This is a genomic window from Aestuariibius insulae (assembly GCF_040783535.2).
GTDB classification, from domain to species: Bacteria; Pseudomonadota; Alphaproteobacteria; order Rhodobacterales; family Rhodobacteraceae; genus Aestuariibius; species Aestuariibius insulae.
Map to the genome: position 1 here is coordinate 1,101,822 of NZ_JBFONW020000001.1, position 13,593 is coordinate 1,115,414.

Genomic DNA, 13,593 nt, shown 5'->3' on the forward strand with positions numbered 1-13,593 from the left:
TATCCCAAACCGGCACTTCATCGTCACGAGCCAAACCGTCCTTTCGCCCCCAAGGGCCGCGCCACAGCAAATCACCGACAAGAGGATTCGCCAACCGCGACCTGCGGCAAAGCGATCCCGCCCGAGAAAAGCGCCTCAAGACGGCTCAAGAAAGCGTCGCGCCTCTCGTAAAGGACGATCCCCTCTCTAGGAGCAAACCGTCCGATCAGAGGCAAACCCGCAACCCTCCGTCGAAACGGTCAAACTACGATGACAAACCGCTCCCTCCACTAAAAGAGCCACCACCCAAGCCGTTAACCTTAACGCCCATTAACCTTAACGCGCGCCCTCAGGCCGCCCTCTCGCTCCACTGATCTTCATCTTGTCGAAAATATGCAAATTCCACGCTCTCACACATGCGCCACATCCATATCATGCGCCCCGCCCAGCATCAGGCCGATCTCCTCAACGGTCAGCCCCTCCGCAGGCCGTGGAGCGCTCAGCCGCCCTTGGTTGAGCGCCGCGAACCGGTCCGAAATTTCCATCAACTCATCGAGATCCTGCGAGATCGCCACCACAGCGGCCCCGCCCGCTGCCAGATCCAGAAGCGCCTGCCGGATCTGCGCCGCCGCCTTCGCATCCACGCCCCAGGTCGGCTGATTGACCACCAGCACCTCGGGCGCCTGCAGAACCTCCCGCCCGATGACGAACTTCTGCAGATTGCCCCCCGACAGGGCCTGCGCCGCGCTCCCCGGACCCGGAACGCGCACATCGAAGGCGTCGATCACCTCCTCGGCAAATCCCCTTGCCGCGCCCCAACGCAGAAATCCGTTCCGCGCCAGCCCCTTGCGCGTCATCCCCGACAGAAGCGCATTCTCCGTCAGGCTCATCGCGGGCGCCGCCGCATGGCCCAGCCGCTCCTCGGGCGCACAAAGCAGCCCCAGCCGCCGTCGCGCCTCCGGCCCCAGGGCACCTACCGGCCGATCCCCGAACCGGACCATCCCCGGCGCGACCTTCATCTCACCCGAGAGCGCCGCCAAAAGCTCGTCCTGCCCGTTCCCGGCCACGCCTCCGATCCCCAGCACCTCGCCGCGCCGCACCTCCAATGAAATCCCCTCGAGCCGCGTGCCGAACGCCGTCCGCGCAGGCGCCGACAGCCCGTCCAGCACCAGCACGACGTCCCCGGCCGCGTGCCGCTCGCGCGCAGGCGGCTCCAGCATCTCTCCAACCATCAGCTCCGCCAGCTCCCGCGCCGTGCGCGCGCGCGGATCGCAGCGCGCCACAACGCGCCCCTGCCGCAGGATCGTCGCGCCATCGCACAGGCTCCGGATCTCCTCCAGCTTGTGCGAGATATAAAGGATTGCCGTCCCCTCCGCGCTGACCTTGCGCAGGGTAGCAAACAGGATCTCCACCTCCTGCGGCGTCAGAACGCTGGTCGGCTCGTCCATGATCAAAAGCTTCGGAGCCTGCAAAAGGCAGCGCACGATTTCGACCCGCTGCCGTTCCCCCGCCGAGAGATCCCCGACCGCCCGCCCGGGATCGAGAGGCAGACCGTAGGCCTCGCTTACCTCCCGGATCCGCGCCGCCAGCGCCCGCTGCGGCGGCGGATCGGCCATCCCCAGCGCGATATTTTCCGCGACATCAAGCGCATCGAACAACGAGAAATGCTGGAACACCATCGCCACGCCCGCATCGCGCGCGGCATTGGGATCCTCGGGCGCATAAGGCGACCCCGCCATCTCCATCCGCCCCGCATCCGGCGCGACCAGCCCGTAGATCATCTTGACCAAAGTCGACTTGCCCGCGCCGTTCTCGCCCAAAAGCGCATGCACCTCGCCCGCCGCGACCTCGAAGCCGATATCGTCGTTCGCCCGAACCGGCCCATAGGCCTTGCTCAGCCCCTCCGCCTTGAACAGCGTCACGCCTGCTTCTCCCTTAGATCCACGCGAGGCGCGGTCAGCATCGCACCCGCCACACCGATCGCGATCTGCTGCGGATGCTTGCCCAAAGACGGATCCCCGATCGGACAGTCGATCCGCGCAATCGTCTCCGCCGAATGGCCCAGCCCCGCCAGCCGCGACCGGAACCGCGCCCATTTCGTCGCCGACCCAATCAGCCCGCAGCGCCCAAAGCCGCGCTCCAGCAGCCGGTGGCACAGCTCCAGATCCAGCGCATGGGAGAAGGTCAGCACCAGATGCTCCGCATCCCGCGGCGCCCGTTCAACCAGATCTTCCGGCTGCACCGCCGCCAGCACGCTTACCCCCTCCGGTACGCAATCCGGGAACCGCTCCAGCCGAGTATCCACCCAGACGATCCGCAAGCCGGGCAGGGGGCTCAGCACCTGAACGATCGCCCGGCCCACATGCCCCGCGCCCCAGATCCAAAGCTCCCGCACCGGGGCCGTCACCGGCTCGATCATCCAGCCATCAATGAGAACCGGCACCACCTCGCCGCGCCCGCGCGGCCGGTCCAGAACGCGCCGCACCGCCAGCGTCTCGCCGCGCCCGCTTAGATCCCGCGCGACAATCGTCCCTTCGATCCCCGCGATCAACGCCGCATCCCAAAGCTCCGTCACCAGCGTCACCGCCCCGCCGCAGCACTGCCCCAAAGCAGGCCCAAGCGGATGGCGGCTGATCCCCGTGCGCCCGCCCAAGGCCGCCTGCGCCGCCTGATATTCCAGTGCGCCGCCCCCGATCGTCCCCGACTGCCCGCCCTCCCAGACCAGCATCGCCGCCCCGACCTCGCGCGGCACCGACCCGCGCGTGGCGGCCACGACGACCCGCGCGATCGATCCATGCAAAGCCACCGCCGCGCGCAGCGCCTCGAGATCGAAACTCACGCCTGCACCCGCCGCACCGCGGCCAGAACCCGCTCCGCCGTCGCGGGCGCATCCAGCGCCGGATAGCCCGGCCCGCAGGCCGCGACCGCATCGCTGAGCGCCAGCCAGACCGAAATCCCCAGCATGAAGGGCGGCTCGCCCACCGCCTTGGAGCGATAGATCGTCTCCTCCCGGTTCTCCCCGTCCCAAAGCGCGACATTGAACACATCCGGCGCATCCGAGGCGCAGGGGATCTTGTAGGTCGCCGGCGCATGGGTCCGCAGCCGACCCTCGCCATCCCAGACCAGCTCCTCGGTGGTCAGCCAGCCCGCGCCCTGCACGAAGCCGCCCTCGATCTGCCCGATATCCAAAGCCGGGTTCAGCGACGCACCGCAATCATGCAGGATATCGGCGCGCAGGATCCGGTTCTCTCCGGTCAGCGTGTCGATCACAACCTCGCTGACGGCGCAGCCATGGGCAAAGTAAAAGAACGGTCGCCCCTGACCCTTGATCCTGTCCCAGCGGATCTCGGGCGTCTTGTAAAACCCCGTCGCCGACAGGCTCACCCGGTTCTCGTACACCAGCTTGGCGGCTGAGGCAAAGCTCATCTCTTCCGCCCCGACCCGCACGAGGCCATCCGCGAACACCACCTCCGATGGCCGCGCCTTAAACAGCCCCGCAAGGCATTCCGCCATCCGCTCCCGGATCGTGTCGCAGGCGGCCTTCACGGCCATCCCGTTCAGATCCGATCCCGACGAGGCCGCGGTCGCCGAGGTATTGGGCACCTTGCCCGTATCCGTCGCCGTGATCCGCACCACCTCCGGCTCCACCCCGAACCGCGCGGCGGCCACCTGAGCGACCTTCTGGAACAATCCCTGTCCCATCTCGGTCCCGCCATGGTTCATGGCGATGGTCCCGTCCTGATAGACATGGACCAGGGCTCCGGCCTGATTAAGATGCGTCAGCGTGAACGAGATCCCGAACTTCACCGGCGAAAAGGCGATCCCCCGCTTCAGGACCCTGTTCGCCGCATTCCAGCGCGCAATCTCCGCCCGCCGCGCCGCATAATCCGACGTCTCCAAAAGCCGTTCCGTCATCGCGCCCAACTCGAAATCCTTCACCTTCATTCCGTAAGGCGTCGTATTCTCCCCGCCCGAAGGCACGCCCCCCCCGCGCTCCGACGGCACCGCACCCACAGCCCCCCGCGAGGCTGCATCTCCCGAAACCGCGATCTCCACGTCGCGCGGATCTCTCTTCATCTGGCCCGAAATACTCCGGGGGGTCCGGGGGGCTGGTCCCCCGGCGCTCTCCGCATAGTAATTCCGCTGCCGCAACTCCGCTGGATCCACCCCCAGCACATGGGCCGCGTGGTCCATCACCCGCTCGATCCCCGCCATGCCCTGCGGTCCGCCAAATCCCCGGAACGCCGTCGCCGATTGCGTATGTGTCTTCAGCCGGTGCGAGGTGATCCGCGTGGCCGGCAGCAGATAGGCATTGTCCGCATGCAGCATCGCCCGGTCCGCCACCGGCAAGGACAGATCCTGCGCCCAGCCGCAGCGCATGTAATGCGTGAAATCCACCCCAAGGATCCGCCCGCGCGCATCAAAGCCCGCGCGATACTCCACCCGGATATCGTGCCGCTTGCCGGTCACGATCATGTCGTCATCCCGGTCATAGCGCATCTTGGCGGGCCGCCCGGTCCGTGCCGCGATCACGGCGCAGGCGACGGCGAGCGCGTTGCCCTGGCTCTCCTTGCCGCCAAAGCCGCCACCCATCCGCCGCACCTCGACGCGCACGTCATGCATCGCCAGCCCCAACGCCTCTGCCACCTTGTGCTGGATCTCCGTCGGATGCTGCGTCGACGACTGCACCACGACCCCGCCATCCTCCTGCGGCAAAGCGAGCGCCGCCTGACCCTCCAGATAGAAATGCTCCTGCCCGCCGATCTCGACCCGGCCCTCGATCACATGCGCCGCCTCCTCCAGCGCCGCCTCCACATCGCCTTTGGAGTAAACCCGCGGCCCATCCTCGAACCGGCTCTCCGCCGCCAGCGCCTGCTCCACGGTCAGGATCGGCTCCATCGCCTCGATCTTCACCAAGGCCCGCCGCACCGCTGCCCGCGCCGCCAGATGGCTCTCGGCCGCCACCAGAAAGAGCGGCTGCCCGGCATAAAAGACCTCGCCCTCCGCCAGAAGCGGCTCGTCATGCGCAGACGGAGAGACGTCATTGGCCCCCGGGAGATCTGCAGCGACCATCACCGCGACCACCCCCGGCGCCGCCCGCACCGCCTCCAGATCCATCGCCAGGATCCGCCCGCGCGCCACCTCGCTCAACCCGAAGGCAAGCGACAGGCACCCCGCGGGCATCGGCACATCGTCCACATAGCGCGCCGCCCCCGTCACATGCAGCCGCGCACTGTCATGCGCCAGCCCGCGCCCGACAGCGCCCGTCACCGCAGCTTCGTCCTTCATTCTGCCGCCTCCCGCGCCGCCGGAGCAACGTCCAGAACCGACACCGCGCCGCCCTCCAGATCCTCAAAATACCGCCGGGTCATCCCCCGCGCCGCCTCCAGTCGATACGCCGCCGAGGCCCGCATATCGCTGAGCGGCGCAAAATCCTCCGCCACCGCCTCCGCTGCCAGGTCAAAGCTCTCCCGACACCAGCGCGCCCCGACCAACGCCGCCTCGACCGCCGCCGCCCGCTTCGGCACCCCGGCCATCCCGCCGAACGCGACCCGTGCCGACCCGATCACCCCATCGGCAACCGACACCGACAGACACCCGCACACCGCCGAGATATCCTGATCGAACCGCTTACTCAGCTTATAGCACCTCAGCCGGTCCACCTGCCGGTCAAAGCTCACCGCCTCGACAAATTCGCCCGGCAACCGGTCCTGCTTGCCATACTCGATAAAGAACTCCTCCAGCGGCATCTCCCGCCGCACATCGCCCCGCCGCAGATGTAGCACCGCCCCCAGGGCAATCAGCGCCGGCGGCCCGTCCCCGATGGGGGAGCCATTGGCAATATTGCCCCCCAGCGTCGCCGCTTGCCGCACCTGAACCGACCCGTAGCGCCGCAGCATCTCGGCAAAGGACGGATGCAGCTCGACCACAGCCTCCCGCACCGCCTCGACCGTCGCCAACGCCCCGATCCGCACCCGCTCCGGCCCGACCTCAATCGCCTTCAGATCCTCGCATCCGCCCAGAAAACAGACCTCTCCAAGATCGCGAAGCCCCTTCGTCACCCACAGCCCCACATCTGTCGCCCCCGCGATCAACGTGGCCTCCGGATGCGCCGCATACCACTCCGCCAGCTCATCCGGCGAGGACGGCCGCACCGCCTGAGCCGCGCCGATCCCCTTCATCTGGCCAAAAATACTCCCGCCGGAGGCTGGGGACCGCAGGTCCGAAACACCGCCCTCCGCGCGAACCATCCCGGCGGCCTGGTCCCCGGAAGACACGCCTGCCTGCCACATCCCGCCCCCCGCAGGGGCGTCCGCGCGGATCTCCTTGGCCAGCCAATCAGGCACCGGCTGATCCTCGCAGGCCTCCGCCGCCCGCAGGATCGGTGCATAGCCTGTGCAGCGGCAGAGGTTCCCCGCGATCTGATCCTCATGATCGCGCTGCCCGTTCAGATGCGCCACCGCCATCGTCACCACGAAGCCCGGCGTGCAGAACCCGCATTGCGACCCATGATGCTCCACCATTGCCGCCTGAACCGGGTGCAGCGCCCCGCTGGGCCCCGCGATGCCTTCCACCGTCCGAACCGAACAGCCCTCCAGCTGCCCCATGAAGAGAATGCAGGCATTCAAAGCGGCCGCCTCTCCGTCCCGGACCACCATGACCGAACAGGCGCCGCAATCGCCCTCGTTGCAGCCTTCCTTCGTACCCGTCAGCCCGCGCGCCTCGCGCAGCCAATCAAGCAGCGTCACAGTCGGACCCACCCGGACCCGCACATCTTCTCCGTTCAGCCGAAAGGAGACCTCCATCGCGATAAACCCGCCGCCTTACTTTGGGTAAAGGGATCTGGCCCGGCGTCGATGCGGCGTAGACGCTGGGCCCCCATGCGGGGAAGGATCAAAGCCCGCCCGCCCGACTTTGACAAGCCCCCGGGTGCCTTGGCCTATGTAGTCAGGGCATCTCTGCCTTGTTTTCGGGCGATCGGGCAGGCTGCCGGGCAAGGGGCAGCGCAGAGCCGCCCGTCTGCCTTACTCACTCCGGAATGGCACCGATCATGTCTTTGGGCTCAAGATGCAGCGCTTCCAGAAGATGAAGTCTGAGGGACTCGAAATCGGCGAATTCGACCTCGGTCTTTCCTTTAAGCAGCTCATATCTGAGCCCCGCTTTTGTCACGAGTTGCAGAACCGGAACATTCCAACTGTTTTTCTTGCTGGATCGTTGGGTCTTCGACACGAAAAGGCTCTCGATGTCGTCCTTTTCAAAGGTCACATTCCCCGGCCAAGGGATTGGATGATGCCTCAAGGACAGAACATCATCCTTTGCAAGGATCGTCGTTCTGTTGATCAACGAAACCATGACATAACCGATCCCGAGCACCCCGAAGATTAGATGTATCCCCGGTATCGGAAAGGCAGAAAGAGGGTCCGAAAGAAAGTCACCTGCCTGCACAAAGGACATCGCAATAGAGTTCCAGAAGATGAAGAAGGGGATAAGAAACCAGATCGTTCCATTTCTCCAGTTCCACGTGATCCTGAGATCCTTGCCAGTCCTGTCGACCTTGTACTTTTCACCGAGCGAACGGCGCTTGCCGATCTCTGGACGCGCCGCAATCCTGTCAAGATAAAGAGCGCCGCAATAGTCGCATCGGTCACCCTCGTTGCGATACACTCCGCAGGAAGAACAGCGGGTCGCAGCCGAGCGGGCATCAATGTCGCTTTCGTTCAATGTCATGACAATACAGACTCCAGATGCGCTACAGTACCTATCAGCTGGTATCGAAAACCGAAATGGCTGCCCTGCCTGGCGCAGCTACGCGCCAACGATTGCCAGTCCGCGCTGAAGGACGGCGGCGGTCGACCTGCCCTGGTCGCCGCACCTTTGCTATAGAACAAGAAACCGGACGCCGCGGCGCGTCCACTGCAGCAGCACGGCCCCATGTCCCTTCTCGGTCTCCATCACGTCCAGCTCGCCATCCCGTATGGTGCCGAGGATCGGGCGCGCGCCTTCTACGGCGATCTTCTGGGCCTGACTGTCGTTCCCAAACCGCAAGAACTGGCGGGTCGCGGCGGCCTCTGGTTCGAGACCGGCACCCTCAGGCTCCATCTCGGGATCGAGACGCCCTTCAACCCAGCCCGCAAGGCGCATCCCGCCTTTACGGTCCAGGATCTCATCGCCCTCAGGACCCGGCTCGCCGCCGCCGAGGTTGAGGTCACCGAGATCTCCGCACTGCCCGGTCTCACCCGCTTTTACGCCAGCGACCCATTCCGCAACCGTCTGGAATTCATCCAGCCTGGCTGACGCGCGGATTTCTTGTGGACAACCCGCAGCCTTCGCTTTCCAGACCGCGCAACACCACATATTGTGGTGCCATGGCCGACACCCCCCGATTCATCCACCTGCGCTGTCACACCGAATATTCGCTGCTCGAAGGGGCCGTCCCGGTCAAAAAACTGCCCGGACTGGCTGCCGCAAGCGACATGCCAGCCGTCGCCGTCACCGACAGCAACAACCTTTTCTGCGCGCTGGAATTCTCCGAAGGTGCGGTCAAGGCTGGGGTCCAACCGATCATCGGCTGCCAGATTGATGTCGCCTATCTGGACACCGATCCCGGCAAGCAGCCCGAGCCGCCCGCCGCCATCGTGCTCCTCGCCCAGAACGAAACCGGCTACGAAAACCTCATGGCGCTCAATTCCTGCGCCTATCTCGATGCGGGCGGAGAGCTGCCCCAGGTCACGCTGGACGAACTGGCGGCCCATAGCGACGGCCTGATCGCGCTGACCGGCGGCCCGGACGGCCCCACGGGCCGCCTGCTGGCTCTCGGCCAGACCGCTAAGGCGCAGGCCCTGATGACCCGCCTCGCCGCGATCTATCCAAGCCGCCTTTATGTCGAGCTTCAGCGCCATCCGGGCGAGGACGCCGCGCCAGAGCCGACCGAACGCGGCCATCTCGACATGGCCTATGCGATGGACCTGCCTATCGTCGCCACCAACGACGTCCACTTCCCCAAGACCGAACTTTTCGAGGCGCATGACGCACTTTTGTGCATCGCGGACGGCGCCTATGTCGACCAGAACGAGCCGCGCCGCCGCCTGACGCCCCAGCATTACTTCAAGTCCCAGCAGGAGATGGCCACCCTCTTCGCTGACTTGCCCGAAGCGCTCGAAAACACGGTCGAGATCGCCAGACGCTGCGCCTTCAAGGCCTATAAACGCGATCCGATCCTGCCCAAATTCGCCGATGACGAGGTCGAGGAGCTGCGCCGCCAGGCCGAGGCGGGCCTCAAGGACCGTCTCGCCGTCATCCCCCATGCCGCGCCCGTGGAAGACTACGAAAAGCGCCTCGATTTCGAGCTGAAGATCATCGAAGGCATGGGCTTTCCCGGCTACTTCCTGATCGTCGCCGACTTCATCAAATGGGCCAAGGATCACGACATCCCCGTCGGCCCCGGGCGCGGCTCCGGCGCGGGCTCGCTTGTCGCCTATGCGCTGACGATCACCGATCTTGACCCCTTGCGCTATTCGCTTCTCTTCGAACGCTTCCTCAATCCCGAACGGGTGTCGATGCCCGATTTCGACATCGACTTCTGCATGGACCGCCGCGAGGAGGTCATCCGCTACGTCCAGCAAAAATACGGCCGCGACAAGGTCGGCCAGATCATCACCTTCGGCGCTCTCCTCTCTAAGGCCGCCGTCCGCGATGTGGGCCGCGTCCTGCAAATGCCCTACGGTCAGGTCGACCGCCTCTCCAAGATGATCCCGGTCGAAGGCGTCAAACCCGTCTCGATCGAAAAGGCCCTCGCCGACGAACCCCGCCTGCGTGAAGAGGCGAAGTCCGAAGAGGTCGTCGCCCGCCTTCTTACCTACGCCCAGCAGCTCGAGGGGCTGCTCCGCAACGCTTCCACCCATGCCGCCGGTGTCGTCATCGGCGACCGCCCGCTCGACAAGCTGGTCCCGCTCTACCAGGACCCGCGCTCGGACATGCCCGCCACCCAGTTCAACATGAAATGGGTCGAACAGGCGGGCCTCGTCAAATTCGACTTCCTTGGCCTCAAGACCCTCACCGTCATCCAGAACGCCGTCGATCTGATCACAGCGACCCGCCCCATCCACCGCTCCGCAGAGGGCACCGAGCTTTACGGGCCCGCCCCCGGCACTGAAAACGACATTGGCGCGATCCCCCTCGATGACGAGGCCAGCTACAAGCTCTATGCCGCCGCCAAGACCGTCGCCGTCTTCCAGGTAGAAAGCTCGGGCATGATGGACGCCCTGCGCCGGATGAAGCCAGACTGTATCGAAGACATCATCGCCCTCGTCGCGCTCTACCGTCCCGGCCCGATGGAGAACATCCCGAAGTTCTGCGAGGTCAAGAACGGGATCTCGGACCGCGAAAAGCTCCATCCCCTTGTCGATCACATCCTCGACGAAACCCAGGGCATCATCGTCTACCAGGAACAGGTGATGCAGATCGCGCAGGACATGGCGGGCTATAGCCTTGGCGGCGCCGACATGCTCCGCCGCGCCATGGGCAAGAAGATCCAGGAGGCGATGGACGCCGAGCGCCCGAAATTCCTCAAGGGTGCCAAGGACAACGGCGTGGACGAGAAGAAGGCGATGGAGGTCTGGAACCTCCTCGACAAGTTCGCCAACTACGGCTTCAACAAATCCCACGCCGCCGCCTATGCTGTCGTCAGCTACCAGACCGCGTGGCTCAAGGCGAACCATCCCGTGGAGTTCATGGCTGGCGTCATGAACTGCGACATCCACCTGACCGACAAGCTCGCCGTCTATTTCCAGGAGGTCAAAAAGGGCCTCGGCCTGCCGTGGCAGCCACCTTGCCTCAACCGCTCCGACGCGACCTTCGCCGTCCGGGACGGCCAGCTTATCTATGCCCTCGGCGCGCTCAAGAATGTCGGGGTCGAGGCGATGCGCCTCATCACCGAAGCAAGAGGCGAGAAGCCCTTCGTCAACGTCTACGACCTCGCCCGCCGCGTCGAGCTCAAACGCGTCGGCAAGCGCCCGCTCGAGATGCTGGCGCGGGCAGGGGCCTTCGACCAGCTCGACCCCAACCGCCGCCGCATCTTCGACAGCCTCGACGCGCTCACCGGCTATTCGGCGGCCATCCACGACCAGCGTGGCTCAAACCAGACCTCCCTCTTCGGCGAGGCGGGCGATGACCTGCCAGAGCCGCGCCTCTCCCCCGTGCAGGACTGGCTCCCCGCCGAACGGCTGGCCGAGGAATTCCAGGCCATCGGCTTCTACCTCTCCGGCCATCCGCTCGATGACTACATGGCGCCACTCAAGCGCAAGCAGGTTATGACGCTCGACGAGGTCACCAAACGCGCCGAAAAAGGCCCCGCGATCGTCAAGATGGCCGGAACCGTCGCCGGCCGGCAGGAACGCAAGTCGGCCCGCGGCAACCGCTTCGCCTTCGTCCAGCTCTCCGACCCGACCGGCCAATACGAAGTCACCATGTTCTCCGACACGCTGGAGGCTGCTCGTCACTACCTAGAGACCGGCGCGCAGGTCGTCCTGCAGGTCGAGGCGACGATGGAGGCCGAGCAACTCAAGCTCCTCGGCCGCTCCGTCTCGCCCATCGACACTGCCGTTGCCGAAGCGGGCAGCAGCGGCCTGCGCGTCTTCATCGACAACCCCGAAGCGGTCCCGACCATCGCCCGCGTCCTCGAGGATGCCGCACAGACCATCAAACGCGCAGGCAAGGGCCCGATCATCCTCGTGCTGATGGATGACACTCTTCCCGGAGAGGTTGAGATCGAAACCGGCCGCGATTTCCCCGTCACGCCCCAGATCAAGGGCGCCGTCAAATCGCTCCCTGGCGTCGTCGCGGTCGAGGACGCGTAGAACCAGCCAAGCCCGATCGCGCACCAAACACGAACGCCACAGGTGTCGGCGGACCCATGCGCTCGCGCTGGACTTCATTGGTTTTTCCCGCTGAGAAAGAGTGGAAAGAGCCTCGAAAGACAACCAATGCGTAAATCCCTGAATCTGGCCCTCTGGGCCATCTGCCTGGCAGCCCTCGCGGTCCTTGGCTGGCTCTCTTTGGGCCGCCCAGCGATCCAAACGCGGGTTCAGGATCTGCTCTCGAACGGAGAGATCTGGCGCTCTATCGGCCTTCAGATCGTCCTGCCGATTGCCGCAAACGTGCTCCTGATCACGGTCATCACCTGGCTCGCTTTCCGTGGCCGCGACCGCAAAGAGCAGGTCATCGCGGGCAAGAAGACCCTCTTTCTCAAACCCGGAGCATTCTGGATCGGAACGATTTCCTGCCTGGCGCTGGTCTCGCTCTTCCTCTGGGTCGCACTCACTCTCCCGGACAAACCCATCCGCTGGGTCGGATACGCCTTTGCAGGCCTCTTCAGCTATATCTTCATTTGGCTCCTGCGCGCCCGCGTCGCCTATGACGATTATGCCGTCTCGGTCATAGGCTGGACGCTCCGCAGAACAGAATATCGCTGGTCCGATCTCGTCCGCATCGATCACATCACGGGATCGCTCGAATACCACTTCATCTTCGATCCCGGAGGCCGCGCCCGCGTCAGTCAGGTCTTCTCGGATGTCGATGATCTGCTCACCGTCGCGCTGCGCCAAAGCAACCTGATGATCCCGCCAGAGCTGCGCTCTTCCGCCTGAGGCAGACGGGTAGGTTGGCTCGTCCAATGGCGAGTTGGACAATTCTGACCCAATCCGCACCATTGTTTCCGTGAAATCGAGAATGTTGCACGACGAACCATCGTCCGATCCGTTAACCCGGGACCTTTGCGAAAATCCACCGACCGGATACCGACGTAATACCGACCGGATACCGAACAGGCGTTTTGTCGCAAGGCCCTGCAATTAAGGGTGATTCGCGCAGATTACCCCGACGCCTGATAATCCGCTGCATCCGGATCGGTATAAAAGGACAGCGCCGCTCCGCCGATCCCCGCCCCGCGCCGCTGCGTCGCAATGGTCAGTCCTGTCCCGGCGCGGTATCAAAGCGCATTGTTCTTGCTGGACGACCGACATGATCAGATCTCTCATGACCCTGCTTTTGCTGGGCTTTCTCGCTGCGTGCGATCCTGCCGCCGATGTCACGCGCGCCTCTCAGGGCGCCGATAGCATCGACCTGCCGCCGGGAACCGCTCCGGCTTTCGGCCAGATGGCGCGCAGATGCGGCGTCGACGTCACCCGCGGGGCTGAGAAGGTCGGCCGTTTTCCCGATACACGCCAAGGGGTTACGCTCTATGACAGCAACCCCCAAAGCACCCAGATGCGCCCGTTTTTCCTGACCGGATTTGCCGATAATTGTCCCCGCCAATTCATGGCCGCCCTTGTCACGACAGGCACTCCCGGAGGCCACGAATTCGTCCGTTACGAAGCCACTCCGGCCTCCGTTGCCTACAGCCCGACCGATACCGCCTACGAGCGGATCAAGCGCGCGACCTGCGGTGCGGGTAAAGGCAAACCTTGCGGTAACCGCTTGTCACGGCTAGAAAAACAGATGGCGTTCTTCATCGCTTACCAGCGCTTCGGCACCAACGAGAGCTGGGCGGAATTCCTCGTACATAACCGAAACCTGATCGCTGCCTCCCTTGAGAATTAGGGGCTAGGCCATCAATAT

9 protein-coding genes are annotated in these 13,593 nt (G+C 64.8%); 4 read left to right on the plus strand and 5 right to left on the minus strand.

Annotated elements, in window-relative coordinates; genetic code table 11:
• Positions 1-389 precede the first annotated feature (389 nt).
• The 5 genes from AAD018_RS05405 to AAD018_RS05425 all read right to left on the minus strand — a co-directional run bounded on the left by AAD018_RS05405 (position 390) and on the right by AAD018_RS05425 (position 7,707).
• The gene (locus tag AAD018_RS05405) at positions 390-1,901 is read right to left on the minus strand and encodes an ABC transporter ATP-binding protein (protein ID WP_412005181.1); all 1,512 of its coding nucleotides are present in this window, start codon (positions 1,899-1,901) and stop codon (positions 390-392) included.
• Positions 1,898-2,818 (minus strand): xanthine dehydrogenase accessory protein XdhC, encoded by a 921-nt coding sequence (gene xdhC, locus AAD018_RS05410; RefSeq protein WP_367313148.1) that lies wholly within the window; start codon positions 2,816-2,818, stop codon positions 1,898-1,900. The genes AAD018_RS05405 and xdhC overlap by 4 nt, the downstream gene beginning before the upstream one ends.
• Positions 2,815-5,268 carry a xanthine dehydrogenase molybdopterin binding subunit gene (gene xdhB / locus AAD018_RS05415; protein WP_367313147.1) on the minus strand — a complete coding sequence of 818 codons (2,454 nt, stop codon included), beginning with the start codon at positions 5,266-5,268 and terminating at the stop codon, positions 2,815-2,817. The genes xdhC and xdhB overlap by 4 nt, the downstream gene beginning before the upstream one ends.
• Positions 5,265-6,785, minus strand: a complete 1,521-nt coding sequence (xdhA, locus tag AAD018_RS05420) for a xanthine dehydrogenase small subunit (protein WP_367313146.1) — start codon at positions 6,783-6,785, stop codon at positions 5,265-5,267. Before xdhA ends, xdhB begins: the two co-directional genes overlap by 4 nt.
• 223 nt (positions 6,786-7,008) lie before the next feature.
• Entirely contained in the window at positions 7,009-7,707 is a 699-nt protein-coding gene (locus AAD018_RS05425; RefSeq protein WP_367313145.1) for a hypothetical protein, read from the minus strand.
• Positions 7,708-7,911: 204 nt separating this feature from the next.
• On the opposite strand from AAD018_RS05425, the gene AAD018_RS05430 reads away from it, so the two are divergent.
• The 4 genes from AAD018_RS05430 to AAD018_RS05445 all read left to right on the plus strand — a co-directional run bounded on the left by AAD018_RS05430 (position 7,912) and on the right by AAD018_RS05445 (position 13,575).
• Positions 7,912-8,274: a VOC family protein gene (locus tag AAD018_RS05430; RefSeq protein ID WP_367313144.1), complete on the plus strand. Its 363-nt coding sequence runs from the start codon at positions 7,912-7,914 to the stop codon at positions 8,272-8,274.
• Between the two features lie 71 nt (positions 8,275-8,345).
• Positions 8,346-11,834 (plus strand): DNA polymerase III subunit alpha, encoded by a 3,489-nt coding sequence (gene dnaE / locus AAD018_RS05435; RefSeq protein WP_367313143.1) that lies wholly within the window; start codon positions 8,346-8,348, stop codon positions 11,832-11,834.
• A gap of 126 nt (positions 11,835-11,960) precedes the next feature.
• Positions 11,961-12,623 (plus strand): hypothetical protein, encoded by a 663-nt coding sequence (locus AAD018_RS05440; RefSeq protein WP_367313142.1) that lies wholly within the window; start codon positions 11,961-11,963, stop codon positions 12,621-12,623.
• A 373-nt stretch (positions 12,624-12,996) separates the two neighbouring features.
• The gene (locus AAD018_RS05445) at positions 12,997-13,575 is read left to right on the plus strand and encodes a hypothetical protein (protein ID WP_367313141.1); all 579 of its coding nucleotides are present in this window, start codon (positions 12,997-12,999) and stop codon (positions 13,573-13,575) included.
• The last annotated feature ends 18 nt before the right edge of the window (positions 13,576-13,593 follow it).